This window comes from Vibrio sp. SCSIO 43135, assembly GCF_023716665.1.
GTDB lineage: Bacteria > Pseudomonadota > Gammaproteobacteria > Enterobacterales > Vibrionaceae > Vibrio > Vibrio paucivorans.
The window spans coordinates 2,468,211-2,486,755 of sequence record NZ_CP071859.1 but is presented as its reverse complement, the minus strand read 5'-3'; the positions used below and the strand labels follow the sequence as shown (position 1 = coordinate 2,486,755).

The following is an 18,545-nucleotide window of genomic DNA, read 5'->3' as shown; positions in this document are numbered from 1 at the left end:
CTTATGCTTTATGTTCTCTTTATAGAGAGTTCCAACCATCACTTACCTATTGAGCTGAGGTAAGTTTAAGTAGAGATTACTTGCTTAGGTCTTCTGCGTGCTCAGATAGGAACGCTGCAACACCTTTTGGAGATGCGTCCATACCAGCTTTACCTTCTTCCCATTGTGCAGGACAAACTTCACCGTTCTTCTCGTGGAAGTTTAGCGCGTCTACCATGCGTAGCATTTCGTCGATGTTACGGCCTAGTGGAAGGTCGTTAACTACTTGGTGACGAACAACACCTTCAGCGTCGATTAGGAAAGAACCACGGAAAGCAACGCCTGCTTCTGGGTGCTCAACGTCGTATGCTTTACAGATTTCGTGCTTAACGTCAGCAACTAGTGGGTACTTAACTTGACCGATACCGCCATCTTCGATAGCAGTGTTACGCCATGCGTTATGAGAGAATTGAGAATCGATAGAAACACCGATTACTTCAACGCCTTTAGCTTGGAAATCAGCTAGACGGTTGTCGAATGCGATTAGTTCAGATGGGCAAACGAAAGTGAAGTCTAGTGGGTAGAAGAAAACAACCGCTTTCTTACCTTTAGTGAATTCTGCGAAGTTGAAGTTATCAACGATTTCACCGTTACCTAGAACTGCTGCAGCAGTAAAGTCAGGGGCTTGACGACCTACTAGTACCATTTTTTTGCTCCTAAAAAGTATGGTTAGTTCCAAACCAGACGATTGTGTCTTGGTTTAGTCCGTGTTTATTCGCGACAAACTATAGTACAGGTTGTAGTATAGAAAAAAGCGAAATAAATAGATTAAGTTAATCGAAAAAAGCGATAAGACTAAATCTATTATAGAGATCAATTTTTCCCAGTGAATTATCAATAGAATTATGAATAAATGGCCAAGTTTGAAGCAGTTACATTACTTAGTCACGCTTCACGAAACCCGCCACTTTGGCGACGCCGCCGATAAGTGTTTTGTTAGCCAATCTACTTTGAGTAAAGGTATCCAAAACCTTGAAGAGCTGATTGGTTGTCCTTTATATGAAAAGAAAGATAAAAAAAGCCCATTAGTATTTACCCAAGCGGGAGAACTGGTGGTGCAGCAAGGCCGAGAGTTATTGGCGAAAGGGCAAGATCTGGTCGAGTTGGGTAATCTATGCCAAGGCGACAAAATGCAAGGCCAGCTTAAAGTGGGCTGTATTCCAACGATAGCGCCATTTTTGTTGTGTGACCTTGTTCAAGAGGCCAATGCGCGATTTCCCCAGCTTAACTTGCTACTAAGAGAAGACACGACCACCAACCTATTAGAAGCGTTGCGCCATGGCGAATTAGATGTACTGATTTTGGCGCTTCCCGTCGAAATCGATGGAATGCAAAGTAAGGTGGTTGGACAAGACCCGTTTCGGATGGTGATTAGCCGTAATCAAGCGGATGGGATTCGTGTTCCAATTAAATACGATGACTTACCCGATGAGTCAGTATTCCTATTAGAAAAAGAGCACTGTCTTACAGAACATGCGGTATCTGCCTGTAAATTAACGGAAAGAGAAAAGATCAATCCATTTACTGCAACTAGCTTGCACACGCTCGTGCAGATGGTTGCGAATGGGCTGGGGACTACGTTTATTCCTCAAATGGCGATTGATCATGGATTACTGGACAACCAAAACTTGGTCGTTATCGATCCCCCTGGCCAACAAGCTTATCGTGATATTGGCTTGGTTTGGCGCCCGAGTTCTTCACGAGTGAACACTTTCAATCAATTAGCTGATGTTGTCTCGGAGCTACTATAGAGTTTGGTCGTAGCCACTTTTATTTGGTTTTTACCCTAAAAAGCACACTGTAATTGGTGTGCTTTTTAGCATTATATTCTGTCAGTTAACTTTAACTTGTAAAATTTCACAAGTAATCTTGATTGAAGGTTTCATTAAATTGTGAAATTTCACAATGTAAATTTTACATATTTGAGTAAAGCAGTTGTTTAAATATGCATACTCATCACTATGCCCAACTCGGTGGCATATAGCTTTCCCTTCTATTTTTTATTTCATACATGCGTTTGAAACGGTTTTACTAGTCCAATTTTACTGTAATTTTATTACGTAACTACTTACATTTTTAGGGCTAAAATCAAGCACTTGTTTCAAACGGAATAAAACTTCGAATTTAACCTTTTGTTAACTTTGGGTCTTTTACTCTAATGGATGTTGGTATAAGTTAAATAAAGGTTCTGTAAGACTTATGTCTAGTTCCGACAGTCTTGAAAAACCTTCTCTACTAAGTGAAGGTATAGACAACAAACAACAAGAAATGCTCAAAACGCACTGATAACAGAAAATGTAAATTGTAGTTTTATAGTTACAAATGTGTTTTTGAGAGGTTTTAGGATAGGTCTAAGGATAGATAGTTATGCTTGCTCCAGTTTCAGAAAACACACAAGAGAAAAGAACAATAACAGCCGAAGCCCAAGAAGGCATGCTTGAGGTTGCTGGTACCCTTTCGCCAGAACACCAAGCTATTTTCCCTGTTGAAGCCCAAACCCTTTTGTCTCTGCTGTGTGAGAAGTTTGCCGATAGAGTCGATGACTTGTTGATGGCTCGTGAAGCCCGACAGGAAAAAATCGATCAGGGTGAACTGCCTGATTTCCTAGAGGATACGCAAGATATCCGCGAAGGAAGCTGGAAAATCCTAGGTATTCCAAAGGATCTGCAAGACCGCCGCGTAGAAATCACTGGTCCTACTGACCGTAAAATGGTGATTAATGCGTTGAACGCGAACGTAAAAGTGTTCATGGCGGACTTCGAAGATTCGATGGCACCGGCATGGGATAAAGTATTGGATGGTCAGATTAACTTGCGTGATGCGGTAAATGGCACCATCAGTTACACCAACCCTAGCAATGGCAAGCACTATCAATTGACTGAAGACCCAGCGGTATTGATTTGTCGTGTGCGTGGTCTGCACTTGAAAGAAAAGCATGTACTTTTCAACGGCAAAATCATCCCTGGCGCTCTTTTTGACTTCGCGCTTTATTTCTATAACAACCACAAAGCGCTGCTGGCTAAAGGGAGCGGTCCTTACTTTTATGTCCCTAAACTACAGTCTCATCATGAGGCTAAGTGGTGGAGCGATGTATTCCATTTCACTGAGGAATACTTCGGTTTAGATACGGGAACGATCAAGGCGACGGTTCTGATAGAAACGCTTCCAGCAGTGTTCGAAATGAATGAAATCTTGTTCGCGCTAAAAGAACATATTGTCGGCCTGAACTGTGGCCGCTGGGACTACATTTTTAGCTATATCAAAACGTTGAAGAATCACCCCGACCGCGTGCTGCCAGACAGACAGGCAGTGACCATGGAAAAGCCGTTCCTTAATGCATATTCACGTTTACTTGTAAGAACGTGTCATCAGAGAGGAGCATTTGCAATGGGAGGTATGGCCGCCTTTATCCCAGCAAAAGACCCTCAGGTGAATCAGCAAGTGCTCGATAAGATCCGTAATGATAAATCATTGGAAGCGAACAACGGACATGATGGTACTTGGGTTGCTCACCCTGGGTTGGCAGATACTGCACTTGAAGTGTTCGACAACACCTTTGGCGAGCGTATCAACCAACTGGACATATCGCGCAGTGAAGATGCACCGATCACCGCAGAGCAACTATTGGCCCCTTGTGAAGGGAAGCGAACTGAACAAGGCATGCGCCATAACATTCGGGTTGCGCTGCAATACATTGAAGCGTGGATCTCTGGAAATGGCTGTGTACCGATTTACGGCATGATGGAAGACGCAGCGACTGCTGAAATATCGCGAGCTTCAATCTGGCAATGGATTCAACACAATAAGTCACTCGATAACGGCCAAGTTGTCACCAAAGACTTGTTTGAGCAATACCTTGAAGAAGAGATCCAAGTCGTTAAGCAAGAAATCGGTGAAGAGCGATTCAACAGCGGGCGTTTTGATGAAGCCGCTAAATTGATGGCGAAACTCACCACCAGTGACGAGCTGACTAATTTCTTAACCATTCCAGGTTATGACTACTTGGACTAACAGATTTTGAGTAATACCGATTAATCCTGATTAATCAACGAACAACATTAATAACCAATAACGTGAAATCAGTTTTCGAATGCAGAGAGAGATGTACTGCTGAGGAAATGGAAGACCATCGCACCCGTCGTTGACCAGAGAGTTGACACGCCGTGCACCAAAATGAGGGATAGACCATGACATTAACTCGCCGCCAACAAATCGAAGCTTTGGAAAAAGACTGGGCAACTAACCCACGTTGGAAAAACGTAAAACGTACTTACACTGCAGAAGAAGTAGTAGAACTTCGCGGTTCAATGGTACCGGCTAACACTATCGCGCAACGCGGTGCTGACAAGCTATGGTCATTGGTCAATGGTTCTTCTAAGAAAGGCTATGTGAACTGTTTGGGCGCACTGACTGGTGGCCAAGCAGTACAACAAGCGAAAGCCGGTATTGAAGCGATTTATCTATCGGGTTGGCAGGTTGCAGCGGATAACAACACGGCATCTACCATGTACCCAGACCAATCACTATACCCAGTAGACTCAGTACCTGCGGTAGTGAAGCGCATCAATAATTCGTTCCGCCGCGCAGACCAGATTCAATGGGCTGGTGGCAAGACACCGGAAGATGAAGGCGGTATTGATTACTTCCTACCAATCGTTGCAGATGCAGAAGCTGGCTTTGGTGGTGTACTGAACGCTTATGAATTAATGAAGAACATGATCGAGTCTGGTGCTGCGGGTGTTCACTTTGAAGACCAACTTGCGTCAGTGAAAAAATGTGGTCACATGGGCGGTAAGGTACTTGTTCCAACTCAAGAAGCGGTGCAAAAGCTGGTTGCAGCTCGTTTAGCTGCTGATGTGTCAGGAACCACAACGTTAGTTATTGCACGTACCGATGCTAACGCTGCAGACCTGCTTACTTCAGATTGCGACCCATACGATCGTGACTTTATCGAAGGCGAGCGTACGGCAGAAGGCTTCTACCGAGTGAAAGCGGGTATCGACCAAGCAATTTCTCGCGGTTTGGCTTACGCACCATATGCCGACCTTATTTGGTGTGAAACCGCGACACCTTGTCTAGAAGAAGCGCGTAAGTTTGCAGAAGCGATTCATGCAGAATACCCAGACCAGCTATTAGCTTATAACTGTTCGCCATCGTTCAACTGGGAGAAAAACCTAGACTCTGAAACGATTGCTAAGTTCCAGCAAGAGCTTGCGGACATGGGTTACAAATACCAGTTCATTACGTTGGCGGGTATTCACAACATGTGGTTCAACATGTTTGAACTGGCACACGCTTATGCGCAGGGTGAAGGTATGCGTCACTACGTTGAGAAAGTTCAGCGTCCAGAGTTTGAAGCTGCAGAGAAAGGCTACACGTTTGTGGCGCACCAACAAGAAGTGGGTACAGGCTACTTCGACCGAATGACAAACACCATTCAAGGTGGTAACTCATCGGTAACAGCATTAACGGGCTCTACTGAAGAAGACCAATTCTAAGCTGGGCTAGTTGGCCCCTACGAATAATAAAAACTGCGACACTTTTTGAGCGGCTTCGGCCGCTCTTTTTTTTAATCTTCGAGTTCAAGTTCTTCTGGTTCGGTATCTTCTTGCAGTTCTAGCAGGTTAATGGCGATAGAAACAAAATCGCTGTCGGTAATAATGCCAACCAACTCTCCTTTATCTACCACAGGCAAACAGCCGACTTTATGTTTTTGCATGTACTTAGCACTTTCTTTTAATCCCGCAAAAGGCGAAGCGGTCATAATGCTGGTGTGCATGACATCATTCAGTGGTGTGGCGAGTGTGTAGGAGTTTTCGGAAGGAAGTTTTTGTAAGCTAGATTCTTGTGCTGAGAGAATATCTCTTTGAGTAATGATACCAAGCAGTTGCCTGTCTGCATCTACGACTGGGATATGGCGAATGTCGAGCGCTTCCATCATGTGTTTGGCATCGGCGAGGGTATGAGAACGTAACAAGGTATGAGGGTTACGCGTCATCATGTCTTCAACCTTGATCATAGCAGCCTCCTGAGTGTTCTTATTGGTATATAACAAGCTATGTGGGTATAAATTAAATATAGTTTCTTTCCCTACGCTTAACTGGGAGCTAGTTCGTTTTTGTTGTAATTACCTTAAAAAAAGTGTGGCGAAATATGTCGTCAGAAAATGCTGTTTTTGAGGCGACTCAATACCTGCCTGTAGCACATGCAGATTTACAATATTTGACATCACAATCCTTGCTATTCAAGCAGGGAAACCTATACTAGTCGGCTGCGAAAAACTCGTCGTCTGTTTGTGACAGAATCAGTTCGACTCATCACGACATTTAGAAACCACGACAAAAGATTAGTACCATGCAAGTATCCGATTTCCACTTTGATTTACCTGATGAGCTGATTGCTCGTTACCCTCAACCAGAGCGTACTTCTAGCCGTTTATTGCAGTTAGATGGCAACAGTGGTGAGCTAAGCGATGGCACATTTACTGATGTATTGGACCAAGTCCAACCGGGTGATCTGGTGGTATTCAACAACACGCGCGTTATTCCTGCGCGTATGTTTGGCCGTAAAGAATCGGGCGGTAAACTTGAGGTTCTGGTTGAACGTGTATTGGACGAGAAAAGTATTCTTGCTCATGTTCGCTGCTCTAAGTCACCAAAGCCAGGCTCAACCATTTTTATTGGTGAAAACGACGAGTACTCGGCACAGATGGTGGCACGTCATGATGCGCTGTTTGAGCTTAAGTTTAATACTGAGCAAAATGTCCTAGCGGTTCTTGAAGAAATTGGCCACATGCCGCTTCCACCTTACATCGACCGACCAGATGAAGACTCAGACAAAGAGCGCTACCAAACCGTCTATAATGAAAAGCCGGGAGCCGTTGCAGCGCCAACAGCAGGGTTACATTTCGATGAAGCTTTGATTGAAAAAATTAAAGCAAAAGGGGTGGAGCTTGCGTATGTGACTTTGCACGTAGGCGCGGGTACATTTCAGCCAGTCAAAGTAGACAATATTAACGATCACCACATGCACGCGGAATATGTAGAAGTTCCACAAGAGGTGGTGGATGCGATCAAAGCAGCCAAGCAGCGCGGCGGTCGTATTGTCGCGGTGGGCACAACATCGGTACGCTCACTAGAAAGTGCTGCTCAAGATGCATTGAAGAAAGGCACAGAGTTGGTCCCGTTCTTTGGCGATACAGAAATCTTTATCTACCCAGGTTACGAATATCAGTTAGTGGACTGCTTAATCACTAACTTCCACCTGCCAGAATCGACACTGATTATGTTAGTGAGTGCGTTTGCAGGTTACGAAAATACGATGAACGCCTATAAGCACGCAGTAGAGAACAAGTACCGCTTTTTCTCGTATGGCGATTCAATGTTCATCAGCAAAAAAACTGACTAGCTGTCTCTTACGCTTCAATAGCTGCATTAACCGTGCTTTTGACGCGTAACATATTAAGCTAATAAGTTTTTAAAATTAATAATTTACGAGTGCTAGCAGTACGCTAGGAATATCAATGGCAAGACTATTGCATTCTCGCAGGGATAAGCGACCGCTCCTTAAGTAGGGGGATACTCCCCTAAATAAATCGTCAGACTGTTTCTCTGGCATATTGGAGGCTTCGTGAAGTTAAAGTACGAACTTAAAAAGACAAATGGTAATGCACGTCGTGGTCAACTAACGTTTGAACGCGGAACAGTGCAAACGCCAGCATTCATGCCTGTAGGTACCTACGGTACGGTTAAAGGTATGACACCGGAAGAAGTAAAAGGCACGGGTGCTGAGATTCTTCTAGGTAATACATTCCACCTATGGCTACGTCCTGGTCAGGAAGTGATGAAGATGCACGGTGACTTGCATGATTTCATGAACTGGCATGGACCAATCCTAACTGATTCGGGCGGTTTCCAAGTATTCAGCTTAGGTGCAATGCGCAAAATCACTGAAGAAGGGGTTCACTTCCGTAACCCAGTAAACGGTGACAAGATTTTCATGGACGCAGAGAAGTCGATGGAAATTCAAAAAGATTTAGGTTCTGACATCGTAATGATTTTCGACGAGTGTACGCCTTACCCGGCGACGCACGACGAAGCGAAAAAGTCGATGGAGATGTCTCTCCGTTGGGCTCAACGTTCGCGCGACCATTTTGACAAGTTAGACAACGAGAACAACCTGTTTGGTATTGTTCAAGGTGGTGTATACGAAGACCTACGTGATGTATCCGTTAAAGGCCTGACTGATATCGGCTTTGATGGATACGCAGTGGGTGGTTTGGCTGTAGGCGAACCAAAAGAAGACATGCACCGCATCCTTGAACACACGTGTCCGCAACTACCTGAAGATAAGCCTCGCTACCTAATGGGTGTTGGTAAACCTGAAGACTTGGTTGAAGGCGTTCGTCGTGGTATCGACATGTTCGACTGTGTGATGCCAACGCGTAACGCACGTAATGGTCACCTATTTGTGACTGGTGGTGTGATCAAGATCCGTAATGCGAAACATAAAACAGATACAACGCCACTCGATCCGCATTGTGACTGTTACACTTGTCAGAACTATTCTAAGTCGTACTTACACCACTTAGACCGTTGTAATGAAATCTTGGGTGCACGTCTTAACACCATCCACAATTTACGTCATTACCAACGTCTGATGGAAAGTATCCGCAGAGCGATTGATGAAGATCGCTTTGATGAGTTCGTTGAAGAGTTTTACGCTCGTCGCGACCGCGAAGTACCGCCTTTAGGTAAGTAATTGAACTGCCGCTTGGTTATGTAATAAACAGCCAAGCGGTAATTTTATAATTGTTAGGGTTTACTGATTTCTATTTTGTCGACGGCGCTCCCACTTTAGGGGCTCCAAGGCTTGAAAGTAGAGGAATTTAGCCCAAGTTATTGGACTATCAATAAAAAATAATAGAGGACGTATTAATGTTTATTTCTCAGGCTCACGCAGCAGCAGAAGGCGCACCAGCAGGTGGCGGTTTTGAAATGCTAATCATGCTTGGCATGTTTGCTGTTATCTTCTACTTCATGATCTACCGCCCTCAAGCTAAACGTGTAAAAGAGCACAAGAACCTTATGGCTTCTATGGGGAAAGGTGATGAAGTTCTAACTAGCGGTGGCCTAGTGGGCAAAATCACTAAAATCGCAGAAGACAACGACTACATCTCTATCGAGCTGAACGCGAACAACGAAGTTGTTATCAAGAAAGATTTCGTTACTGCAGTGCTACCTAAAGGTACGCTGAAGTCTCTATAAAACAGCTAGAGGATCCTCGCTGTGCTAAACCGTTATCCGTTATGGAAGTACTTGATGGTCATCTTTGCCATCGGTATCGCAGCTCTGTATGCACTTCCAAATCTCTACGGTGAAGATCCGGCAATTCAAGTTACAGGGGCGCGTGGCGCCTCTGTAGATCTGTCAACGCTGGATTCCGTCACCAATGCTCTTGAAAACGAGGGCTTATCTCATAAATCCATTGCTCTTGAAAATGGATCCATCCTTGTTCGTTTCTCTGATACTGACACGCAGCTAAGTGCTCGCGATATAATTTCTGAAGCTCTCGGCCAGGACAAAATTGTTGCGCTTAACCTCGCGCCGTCTACACCTGATTGGTTAGAGTCTATTGGTGCTGCACCAATGAAACTCGGCCTTGACTTGCGTGGTGGTGTTCACTTCTTGATGGAAGTGGATATGGACGCGGCAATGGAAAAGTTAGTTTCCCAACAAGAAGAAGCCTTCCGTAGCGAACTTCGTGAAGAAAGAATTCGTTACCGTTCTATTCGCCCTTCGGGCAAAGATAAAGTAGAAGTGCTACTTCGCAATGAAGAGCAACTTGCACAAGCGGTACGTATTCTTGAGTCAAATCATCCTGATATGACTTTTGTTGACTCAGATTCGAATGGTCGTTACTCGATTGTTGCTTCATTTACAGAGGCTCGCTTACAAGAAATTCGTAACTACGCTGTTGAACAAAACATCACAATTTTGCGTAACCGTGTAAACGAGTTAGGTGTTGCTGAGCCACTTGTTCAACGTCAAGGTGCAAGCCGCATCGTAGTTGAGCTGCCTGGTGTTCAAGATACAGCTCGTGCGAAAGAAATTCTTGGTGCAACGGCAACACTAGAATTCCGCGAAGTTGATGACAAAGCGGACTTATCTGCAGCAGCGAATGGTCGTGTACCTGCAGGTAGTGAACTTAAGCAAGATCGCGATGGTCGCCCGGTAGTGGTGAAAAAGCGCGTTATTCTTGGTGGTTCCAGCATCACTGATGCAAGCTCAAGTGTTGATGAATATGGTCGCCCTCAAGTTAACATCTCACTAGACAGTGAAGGTGGTAACAAGATGTCTGCGTTCTCACGTCAAAATATCGGTAAGCTAATGGCGACGGTATTTGCTGAGTACAAAGACAGTGGTCGTAAGACGCCTGAAGGTAAAGTCATTCTGACCAAGCATGAAGAAGTGATCAACCAAGCGACAATCCAGTCTGCACTTGGTCGTAACTTCCGTATTACTGGTATTGATTCAGCAGCAGAAGCGCACAACTTAGCACTGCTACTTCGTGCTGGTGCTTTGATTGCACCTATCTCTATTGTTGAAGAACGTACGATTGGTCCATCAATGGGTCAGCAGAATATCGATATGGGTATCCAAGCGATGATCTGGGGTATGGTTGCGGTAATGCTATTTACGCTGCTTTACTACCGTAAGTTTGGTTTGATTGCCAACCTAGCATTGATGGCTAACCTAGTATTGATTATCGGTGTGATGTCGATGATTCCGGGGGCGACGATGACGCTACCAGGTATCGCCGGTATTGTATTAACCGTCGGTATGGCGGTCGATGCGAACGTACTGATATTTGAGCGGATACGTGAAGAAATTCGCGATGGGCGTAACCCACAGCAAGCGATTCACCAAGGTTACTCGAACGCATTCAGCACCATTGCCGATGCGAACGTGACAACTCTTATCACTGCGATCATTCTATTTGCAGTCGGTACAGGTGCGATCAAAGGTTTCGCTGTGACGCTTTCCATCGGTATTTTAACTTCTATGTTTACAGCTATCGTAGGTACACGTTGTGTGGTTAACCTAGTGTACGGCGGTAAGCGCATTAAGAAATTGTCGATCTAAGGCTAGGAATTATTATGTTTCAGATTCTAAAAGCAGATAAAACGATCGACTTTATGCGTTGGTCGAAGTTCGCATTTGTCTTCTCAATCTTGATGATTGGTGCGTCTATCTTCACGCTGTCGACGAAGTGGCTAAACTGGGGACTCGACTTTACAGGCGGTACGCTTATTGAAGTGGGTTTTGAAAACCCAGCTAACCTAGAAGAAATCCGTACCGCGCTAGATGCGAAAGGCTTTGGCGATGCAACCGTACAAAACTTTGGTTCTGTGCGTGATGTAATGGTTCGTTTGCGTCCACGTGAAGACGTTGCAAACGAAACCTTGGGTAACCAAATCCTAAACGCAATTAAAGATGGTACTGGTGAGTCGGTTGAAATGCGCCGTATTGAGTTCGTTGGTCCAAATGTCGGTGACGAGCTAACGGAAGCGGGTGGCCTAGCCATTCTTGTTTCCCTCATTTGTATTTTGATTTACGTCTCGATGCGATTTGAGTGGCGTTTAGCCGCAGGTGCGGTACTCGCGTTGGCGCACGATGTCATCATCACTCTGGGTGTCTTCTCTTTGATGCAAATTGAAGTAGACCTCACCATTGTAGCGGCATTGTTGACCGTAGTAGGTTACTCGCTCAACGATACCATAGTTGTATTTGACCGGATCCGTGAAAACTTCCGTAAGATGCGTAAGGGGGAGCCTGCAGAAATCATGAACAGCTCAATTACTCAAACATTGAGCCGTACATTGATTACTTCCGGTACAACCTTGTTCGTAGTGATCGCTCTATTTACTCAGGGTGGCGCTATGATCCACGGTTTCGCGACTGCATTGCTACTTGGTATCACTGTTGGTACATATTCTTCTATCTATGTTGCATCGGCACTGGCTCTAAAACTGGGTATCCAGAAAGAGCACCTAATGCCACCGCAAATTGAGAAAGAAGGTGCAGAGTTTGATGAAATGCCATAAGGCTATTTGTTGATAAGCTCCGAAAAACCGCTAGTTTACTAGCGGTTTTTTTATGCGTGCCGTACTGAGCCATCATAATTTTTCCAAGCTCTGCTATTATGCTGGGATGATAACGAAAAAGGAGCTTTGTCATGCCTCACCTACGTTTTAGAGCTGTTGAGCCTCAAACCGTACAAGCGCTGTCCTCGTCATTAATTGATTCACTGCAGCCGCATATGGACTGCCCCCGTGAAGACTTCACTTTTGAATACATCTACTCGACGTTTTTCCACGATGGAGAGGTAAGTTCAGCTTACCCATTTGTAGAAGTGCTTTGGTTCGACCGAGGGCAAGAGACCCAAGACGCAGTGGCAAGTATTATCACACATCAAGTGCGCGGTATTATTGGGGAGGTCGTCGATGTCGCGGTTATCTTCACTGCGTTAGATGCCAAGGGCTACTATGACAATGGCGAACACTATTAGATGAAGTAAATCGGATTAAGGACTAACGACAAGGACGCGATTTTTGAAACGATTCTACAAGTACATGGCGATTTTGGTAGCACTACCTTTAGGTGCAAATGCCACGCCATGGGAACAGTTAGAGAGGCCTTCGACTCAGCCAACTGAATCGATTGGTAGCTACGCAAATGGGTGTCTAGCTGGCGCTGAAGCCTTGCCGTTAGAAGGGCAAGGGTATCAGGTAATTCGGAGTCACAGGGCGCGTTATTATGCTCACTCCGATGCTGTTGACTACATTCGTCAGTTAGGGAAGGTTGCTAGCACTCAATACCAAACCAACCTATTGATTGGCGATCTTTCTCTGCCCCAAGGCGGTCGCTTTTCATTTGGTCACTCGAGTCACCAAACTGGGCTCGATATTGATATATGGCTGCGTTTAGCCGATCAAAAGCTATCAGTTGAGGAGTTAGCTGAACCGAAAGCGATGAGTGTTGTTCACGTTTCTCAATACAAGCTCAACCAACAGAATTGGGATGAACGTCATTTCGGTATCGTCAAACAAGCGGCCTCAATTAAAAACGTGGCCAGAATATTTGTGCACCCAGTCATTAAGCAAAAGTTGTGTGATGAGGAAAGGTCTGCGGATCGTGAATGGCTTAGAAAAATTCGGCCATGGTGGGGACATTATTCGCATATGCACGTTCGCTTAACTTGCCCAGAGGGGAGTACGAACTGCCAGAATCAGTCCTTACCGCCAGAAGGGGATGGCTGTGGAGCCGAACTAGCGAGTTGGAAACCTGTCGATGAAAGTGATAATTCTAGCTTGGTTCGACCTCCAGCAAAGAAGAAAAAACCAAAGGTTATACCGGAACAGTGTCAGCTATTGCTTGAAAACAGTTGATGACTTAATCGGTAATCGTACAAAGAAAAACGCCGCTCAAAGAGCGGCGTTTCTAATTAAGCTAAACCTTGAATGATGACGAACTTTTCGAGTAGCTCTTCATCAGTTTCAATGTGATTTGGGTCTGTGATAATACATTTAGTAATTGGGCACACAGACTGACACGTTGGCTTCTCGTAATGACCTTTACACTCAGTACATAGATCGGGATCGATCTCGAAGATTGTGTCACCCATAGTGATTGCCCCATTTGGACATTCTGGGTCACACATATCACAGTTAATGCACTTATCAGTGATCAGTAGAGCCATGCTTATTTACCTGTTGGGTTACGGGTATCCTGACCTGAGTTTAGGTTACGCATTAACAGGCCGTATTCTAGGTCCATATCTTCAGGAACAGGAATGAATACGAAGTGGCCGTTTCCTTTTGCGTCCTCAATCTTCTCTGACTTGCGGTTTTCCATTGCTTCAAGTGTAAAGATTACATTGCCTTTTGGCGTCATTAGCTCAAGGCTGTCACCGACAACAAACTTGTTCTTCACTTCAACTTCAGCAAGGTCGCCACGGCGTTTGCCAGTGAATTCACCAACAAACTGTTGAGCATCAGAAACAGAGTAACCGTAGTCGTAGTTTTGGTAAGCATCGTGTGTGTGACGACGTAGGAAGCCTTCAGTGTAACCACGGTGTGCTAGGCTCTCAAGGGTACCCATTAGGTTCTCATCAAATGGCTTGCCTGCTACAGCATCATCAATGGCTTTACGGTAAACCTGAGCAGTACGTGCACAGTAGTAGAATGATTTAGTACGGCCTTCGATCTTCAGTGAGTGAACACCCATCTTAGTCAGACGCTCAACGTGTTGAACAGCACGAAGGTCTTTCGAGTTCATGATGTAAGTGCCGTGCTCATCTTCGTAAGCTGCCATCTTCTCTTCTGGGCGGTGTGCTTCAGACAGAAGAACTACTTCGTCAGTAGGCTTGCCACGACCGATAGTAGTTTCAGGACGCTCGTCTTGAACTTCAACCGCTTGCGCTTCTGTTGGGTCGAATTTCTCTACGATGTCGCCAGTGTCGTTTTCTTTGCCTTCTTCAACTTTGTACTCCCAACGACATGCGTTAGTGCATGTACCTTGGTTAGGATCGCGTTTGTTGATGTAGCCAGACAGTAGGCAGCGGCCAGAGTAGGCCATACATAGAGCACCATGTACGAATACTTCTAGTTCCGTTTCAGGACAGTGCTCACGAATTTCTTCGATCTCTTCTAGAGAAAGCTCACGAGACACAATCACACGCTCAACGCCGTTTGCCGCCCAGAACTTAACCGTTGCCCAGTTTACTGCGTTCGCTTGAACAGACAGGTGAATTGGCATATCAGGGAAAGCTTCACGAACCATCATGATAAGGCCTGGGTCAGACATGATTAGTGCGTCAGGGCCCATCTCAACAACCGGTTTAAGGTCACGGATGAAGGTTTTTAGCTTTGAGTTGTGCGGTTGGATGTTACATACCACGTAAAGCTTCTTGCCTTGTGCATGAGCTTCGTTGATACCAATTTGTAGGTTTTCGTGGTTGAACTCGTTGTTACGTACGCGAAGGCTGTAACGAGGTTGGCCTGCGTATACCGCGTCTGCGCCGTAGGCAAATGCGTAACGCATGTTTTTAAGGCTACCCGCTGGTGACAGTAGCTCTGGTACGAATGCTTTCTCAGTAGTCATGTGTAATTCTCTTAGTCTGATCTCAAGTCAGGCCTATTCCACCATATGGAATAGGGGCGCAAATTTTACGCCAAAATGTGACCTGTGACTAGGAGAAGTTCATTTAGCCAGCATCGCGCACCAACAAAAACGCCCTCTTGAAGAGGGCGCTACTTATTCTGATGTGCACTGCTTAAGCGTTCGGGTGAGGAAGGCCGCCTAAGTTCTCATACAGGTTTGGTAGGAATGCGCTTAGCTCTCCACACATTAACGAGAAGTCTGCGTCGAATCGAGCCGCAGGATCTTCACGTGGGATATCATCATTCTGATCTTTTAAATCATCAGCAAATTTCAAGCGTTTGATGCTTCCATCTTCTGCCAGAAGAAACTCGATACGCTCCTGCCAGTTAAGAGCAAGTTTAGTCACCACTTTGTCTGCTTCGATATGATTCTGAATTTCATCAGCAGTTAACTCTTGCTTCTTACAGCGAATAACGCCGCCATCTTCCAATACCGACTTGAGCTCTGCTTCGTCGAGCATTTCGATACCTTGCGGAGTGGTGCCTGTCTTAACCCATTCTGTAAGTGTTGTTTCGACCGCTTGCTCTGGAATTGCTGGTACCACAGGTAGGCTACCCATTGTTTTACGTAGTAGCGCCAATACATCTTCAGCTTTTTTGTAGCTGCTCGCATCTACCAAAATGAATCCTTCTTTAGGTAGGATGAGAACAAAAGTATGGTTACTGCGGCTGAATGCACGTGGCAGCAAGTCGATGATGATGTCTTCTTTTAGAGTGTCTTTTTCTTTTTTCTTTAATGGGCGACCTTCTTCAGCTTCCATCACTTCAACTTTGGCTGCAAGTGAGTCTTTGATAACTGAAGCAGGTAGCATTTTTTCTTCACGCTTAGCACAGATAAGAATGCGGTTTTCAGACACATGAGTCATCATGTCGCCGTGTTTACCCATTGCTGCTACCCAGCCAAACTTTTGCTTGTCTTGGCTGCCACAAGGAGTGAAACGGAACTCTTCAAGTTGCTTCTCTAGCTGGTCTGCATTGAATTCGATATCGCGATTAAAGCGATAAACCAGACAGTTTTTAAACCACATATTTCTTCTCTAAGCCGGAATTAAGGAGCCAATCATAGGCAATTTTCGAACGTATGTCTTATCTCAATTTCAAAATATCGCAATGAAATTCGAGAGAAAGTTATATGAAAATTTGTTTTCAAAGGTCACAAAAGTGTCATAATTAGTAGTGATAATGCCTACAGTTGCAAAGGGATACTCCCTGTTTATCAAAGTTTAAACATAAGGTTATTCAGATATGTCTAGAAGGATTCTGGTTGTTGAAGATGAAGCACCAATTCGCGAGATGTTGTGTTTTGTACTTGAGCAGAAAGGTTACCAAGCCGTAGAAGCGGAAGACTACGATATGGCTGTCAACAAATTGGCCGAACCCTTCCCTGATCTGGTTTTACTAGATTGGATGCTACCAGGCGGTAGTGGAATCAACTTTATTAAACATATGAAACGTGAAGAGCTGACTCGCAACATCCCTGTGGTAATGCTAACAGCTCGCGGTGAAGAAGAAGATAAAGTCCGTGGCCTTGAAGTGGGCGCTGATGACTACATCACGAAACCTTTTTCACCGAAAGAGCTTGTGGCTCGCTTGAAAGCGGTGATTCGCCGAGTAACGCCAACGGCACTCGAAGACATCATTGATGTACAAGGCCTAAAGTTGGACCCTGTATCTCACCGTGTAACAGCAAATGATCAGCCGTTAGACATGGGGCCTACCGAGTTTAAGATGCTGCATTTCTTCATGACTCATCAAGAGCGCGTGTACAGCCGTGAGCAACTGCTGAACAATGTTTGGGGCACAAATGTTTACGTTGAAGATCGTACGGTTGACGTTCATATTCGTCGACTACGTAAAGCGCTCGAAGCTGCTGGACACGATAAACTGATTCAAACCGTGCGTGGTGCCGGTTACCGTTTCTCTACTAAAGCTTAATCCAGCGCAAAGGAATTGAATTCGAGGAACTGAATGGTTGAAAGGTTAACCTGGAAAAAGCTGGCCTGGGAGCTGGCTTTTTTTTACACCCCTTGGGTGATTATTGGCTGGATATTCGGATACATGCCGTGGTTGCTTCTCGCTGCCACGGTTTTGCAGCTTGTGTGGCATCTACATAACCAGATGCGTCTCTCGGCCTGGTTGTGGGATGAAAAACGCCTGACACCACCATCGGGTTCGGGAAACTGGGAATCTCTGTTTAACGGTATCTATCGTTTGCAGCAGCGCCAGCGTAAGAAGCGCAAAGAACTGACTAACCTAATTCGCCGTTTCCGTAACGGTGCAGAATCACTGCCGGATGCGGTGGTTGTATTCCGGAGTGAAGGTAACATCGTATGGTGTAACAAGCTTGCTCAGCACCTGTTGGGCTTTCGTTGGCCGGATGACTCAGGCCAGCCGATTTCCAACTTGATTCGCACGCCAGACTTTATCAAATACCTGAATAAACAAGACTTCTCCGAACCGCTAGAAATGCGCTCTCCGTTAAACGTTGAACGTATGCTGGAACTACGTATCGTGCCTTACACCGAGGGTGAGCATTTGATGGTAGTGCGCGATGTCTCTCAGCTAAAACAGCTAGAAGGGATGCGCAGAAACTTCTTCGCCAACGTATCTCATGAACTCAGGACACCAATGACTGTGCTGCAAGGCTATCTGGAGATGACTGAAGATCCAGATATGATTGTTGGCCCTATGTGGACCAAAGCGCATGGTGTGATGACAGAGCAGCTAAACCGCATGAATAGTTTGGTGAATCAGCTACTGACGTTATCAAAGATTGAAGCGGCGCCAATGCATGAGCTGGAAGAAGTGGTAAATGTACCCGCAATGCTAGAAGTGTTAGAAAAAGAAGCGTCCAGCCTGAGCGGCGATCTGGGCCATAAACTCGAATTTAATATCGACAGCAGCTTGCGTGTATTAGGTGATGAAGATCAGCTGCGCAGTGCAATTTCTAACCTTGTTTACAATGCAGTCAAGTACACCCCTGCAGGAGCAGACGTGAAAGTACGCTGGTTCCAAACCGCGCAGGGTGCTTGCTTAGAAGTCGAAGACAGTGGGGATGGTATTGAACCTCAACACTTACACCGCCTAACGGAGCGTTTCTACCGAGTCGATAAAGCGCGGTCGCGAGATACTGGCGGCAGTGGTCTTGGGCTTGCTATCGTGAAGCATGCGCTTACTCACCACGATTCACACCTAGAAATTCACAGTGAAGTTGGCGTTGGCAGTAAGTTCTCTTTTGTTTTGCCTGCTCGCTTACTCGTAAATTAATTGGAGTAGGTGGACG

At 45.4% G+C, this 18,545-nt stretch carries 17 protein-coding genes; 12 read left to right on the top strand and 5 right to left on the bottom strand.

What is annotated here, in order from left to right; all coding sequences use genetic code 11:
• Positions 1 to 76: 76 nt before the first annotated feature.
• Entirely contained in the window at positions 77 to 685 is a 609-nt protein-coding gene (locus J4N42_RS11120; protein ID WP_252027987.1) for a peroxiredoxin C, read from the bottom strand.
• A gap of 199 nt (positions 686 to 884) precedes the next feature.
• Here J4N42_RS11120 and J4N42_RS11115 point away from each other — a divergent pair, with 199 nt between their 5' ends.
• The 3 genes from J4N42_RS11115 to aceA all read left to right on the top strand — a co-directional run bounded on the left by J4N42_RS11115 (position 885) and on the right by aceA (position 5,537).
• On the top strand, positions 885 to 1,790 hold the full coding sequence (locus J4N42_RS11115; protein WP_252027986.1) for a hydrogen peroxide-inducible genes activator: 906 nt from the start codon (positions 885 to 887) through the stop codon (positions 1,788 to 1,790).
• A 616-nt stretch (positions 1,791 to 2,406) separates the two neighbouring features.
• Positions 2,407 to 4,050, top strand: coding sequence for a malate synthase A (aceB, locus tag J4N42_RS11110; RefSeq protein ID WP_252027985.1), 1,644 nt, complete (start codon positions 2,407 to 2,409; stop codon positions 4,048 to 4,050).
• A gap of 176 nt (positions 4,051 to 4,226) precedes the next feature.
• Positions 4,227 to 5,537: an isocitrate lyase gene (aceA, locus tag J4N42_RS11105; protein ID WP_252027984.1), complete on the top strand. Its 1,311-nt coding sequence runs from the start codon at positions 4,227 to 4,229 to the stop codon at positions 5,535 to 5,537.
• 71 nt (positions 5,538 to 5,608) lie between these two features.
• On the opposite strand, the gene J4N42_RS11100 is transcribed toward aceA, so the two are convergent.
• Complete coding sequence (locus J4N42_RS11100) at positions 5,609 to 6,058, bottom strand: CBS domain-containing protein (protein WP_252027983.1); 450 nt, start codon at positions 6,056 to 6,058, stop codon at positions 5,609 to 5,611.
• Positions 6,059 to 6,393: 335 nt separating this feature from the next.
• On the opposite strand from J4N42_RS11100, the gene queA reads away from it, so the two are divergent.
• From queA to mepA, 7 genes are all read left to right on the top strand, one after another.
• A complete protein-coding gene (gene queA, locus J4N42_RS11095) occupies positions 6,394 to 7,446 on the top strand; it encodes a tRNA preQ1(34) S-adenosylmethionine ribosyltransferase-isomerase QueA (RefSeq protein ID WP_252027982.1) in 1,053 nt (350 codons plus the stop codon).
• Between the two features lie 222 nt (positions 7,447 to 7,668).
• Positions 7,669 to 8,799, top strand: a complete 1,131-nt coding sequence (tgt, locus tag J4N42_RS11090) for a tRNA guanosine(34) transglycosylase Tgt (protein WP_252027981.1) — start codon at positions 7,669 to 7,671, stop codon at positions 8,797 to 8,799.
• 176 nt (positions 8,800 to 8,975) lie between these two features.
• Positions 8,976 to 9,305 (top strand): preprotein translocase subunit YajC, encoded by a 330-nt coding sequence (yajC, locus tag J4N42_RS11085; RefSeq protein WP_252027980.1) that lies wholly within the window; start codon positions 8,976 to 8,978, stop codon positions 9,303 to 9,305.
• A 21-nt stretch (positions 9,306 to 9,326) separates the two neighbouring features.
• On the top strand, positions 9,327 to 11,183 hold the full coding sequence (gene secD / locus J4N42_RS11080) for a protein translocase subunit SecD (RefSeq protein WP_286036654.1): 1,857 nt from the start codon (positions 9,327 to 9,329) through the stop codon (positions 11,181 to 11,183).
• A 14-nt stretch (positions 11,184 to 11,197) separates the two neighbouring features.
• Complete coding sequence (gene secF / locus J4N42_RS11075) at positions 11,198 to 12,145, top strand: protein translocase subunit SecF (protein ID WP_252027979.1); 948 nt, start codon at positions 11,198 to 11,200, stop codon at positions 12,143 to 12,145.
• A 131-nt stretch (positions 12,146 to 12,276) separates the two neighbouring features.
• Entirely contained in the window at positions 12,277 to 12,609 is a 333-nt protein-coding gene (locus J4N42_RS11070) for a DUF1904 domain-containing protein (RefSeq protein WP_252027978.1), read from the top strand.
• A gap of 64 nt (positions 12,610 to 12,673) precedes the next feature.
• Positions 12,674 to 13,489 (top strand): penicillin-insensitive murein endopeptidase, encoded by an 816-nt coding sequence (gene mepA / locus J4N42_RS11065; protein WP_252030829.1) that lies wholly within the window; start codon positions 12,674 to 12,676, stop codon positions 13,487 to 13,489.
• 56 nt (positions 13,490 to 13,545) lie between these two features.
• On the opposite strand, the gene J4N42_RS11060 is transcribed toward mepA, so the two are convergent.
• The 3 genes from J4N42_RS11060 to rdgC form a co-directional block, all read right to left on the bottom strand.
• A complete protein-coding gene (locus tag J4N42_RS11060; RefSeq protein WP_171758595.1) occupies positions 13,546 to 13,800 on the bottom strand; it encodes a YfhL family 4Fe-4S dicluster ferredoxin in 255 nt (84 codons plus the stop codon).
• A 2-nt stretch (positions 13,801 to 13,802) separates the two neighbouring features.
• A complete protein-coding gene (trhP, locus tag J4N42_RS11055; protein WP_252027977.1) occupies positions 13,803 to 15,203 on the bottom strand; it encodes a prephenate-dependent tRNA uridine(34) hydroxylase TrhP in 1,401 nt (466 codons plus the stop codon).
• A gap of 172 nt (positions 15,204 to 15,375) precedes the next feature.
• Positions 15,376 to 16,290 (bottom strand): recombination-associated protein RdgC, encoded by a 915-nt coding sequence (gene rdgC, locus J4N42_RS11050; protein ID WP_252027976.1) that lies wholly within the window; start codon positions 16,288 to 16,290, stop codon positions 15,376 to 15,378.
• Between the two features lie 217 nt (positions 16,291 to 16,507).
• Between rdgC and phoB the strand changes: the two genes are divergently transcribed.
• Together phoB and phoR are read left to right on the top strand one after the other, a co-directional pair.
• The gene (gene phoB / locus J4N42_RS11045; protein WP_252027975.1) at positions 16,508 to 17,197 is read left to right on the top strand and encodes a phosphate regulon transcriptional regulator PhoB; all 690 of its coding nucleotides are present in this window, start codon (positions 16,508 to 16,510) and stop codon (positions 17,195 to 17,197) included.
• A gap of 33 nt (positions 17,198 to 17,230) precedes the next feature.
• The gene (phoR, locus tag J4N42_RS11040; protein WP_252027974.1) at positions 17,231 to 18,529 is read left to right on the top strand and encodes a phosphate regulon sensor histidine kinase PhoR; all 1,299 of its coding nucleotides are present in this window, start codon (positions 17,231 to 17,233) and stop codon (positions 18,527 to 18,529) included.
• Positions 18,530 to 18,545: the final 16 nt, after the last annotated feature.

Bases quoted from the DNA above. Each gene is read 5' to 3' on its own strand.
- J4N42_RS11060 (WP_171758595.1), bottom strand. From the start codon at position 13,800: ATGGCTCTACTGATCACTGATAAGTGCATTAACTGTGATATGTGTGAC.
- aceA (WP_252027984.1), top strand. From the start codon at position 4,227: ATGACATTAACTCGCCGCCAACAAATCGAAGCTTTGGAAAAAGACTGG.
- J4N42_RS11100 (WP_252027983.1), bottom strand. From the start codon at position 6,058: ATGATCAAGGTTGAAGACATGATGACGCGTAACCCTCATACCTTGTTA.
- J4N42_RS11070 (WP_252027978.1), top strand. From the start codon at position 12,277: ATGCCTCACCTACGTTTTAGAGCTGTTGAGCCTCAAACCGTACAAGCG.
- phoR (WP_252027974.1), top strand. From the start codon at position 17,231: ATGGTTGAAAGGTTAACCTGGAAAAAGCTGGCCTGGGAGCTGGCTTTT.
- trhP (WP_252027977.1), bottom strand. From the start codon at position 15,203: ATGACTACTGAGAAAGCATTCGTACCAGAGCTACTGTCACCAGCGGGT.
- aceB (WP_252027985.1), top strand. From the start codon at position 2,407: ATGCTTGCTCCAGTTTCAGAAAACACACAAGAGAAAAGAACAATAACA.
- J4N42_RS11120 (WP_252027987.1), bottom strand. From the start codon at position 685: ATGGTACTAGTAGGTCGTCAAGCCCCTGACTTTACTGCTGCAGCAGTT.
- queA (WP_252027982.1), top strand. From the start codon at position 6,394: ATGCAAGTATCCGATTTCCACTTTGATTTACCTGATGAGCTGATTGCT.
- J4N42_RS11115 (WP_252027986.1), top strand. From the start codon at position 885: ATGAATAAATGGCCAAGTTTGAAGCAGTTACATTACTTAGTCACGCTT.
- mepA (WP_252030829.1), top strand. From the start codon at position 12,674: ATGGCGATTTTGGTAGCACTACCTTTAGGTGCAAATGCCACGCCATGG.
- yajC (WP_252027980.1), top strand. From the start codon at position 8,976: ATGTTTATTTCTCAGGCTCACGCAGCAGCAGAAGGCGCACCAGCAGGT.
- secF (WP_252027979.1), top strand. From the start codon at position 11,198: ATGTTTCAGATTCTAAAAGCAGATAAAACGATCGACTTTATGCGTTGG.
- phoB (WP_252027975.1), top strand. From the start codon at position 16,508: ATGTCTAGAAGGATTCTGGTTGTTGAAGATGAAGCACCAATTCGCGAG.
- rdgC (WP_252027976.1), bottom strand. From the start codon at position 16,290: ATGTGGTTTAAAAACTGTCTGGTTTATCGCTTTAATCGCGATATCGAA.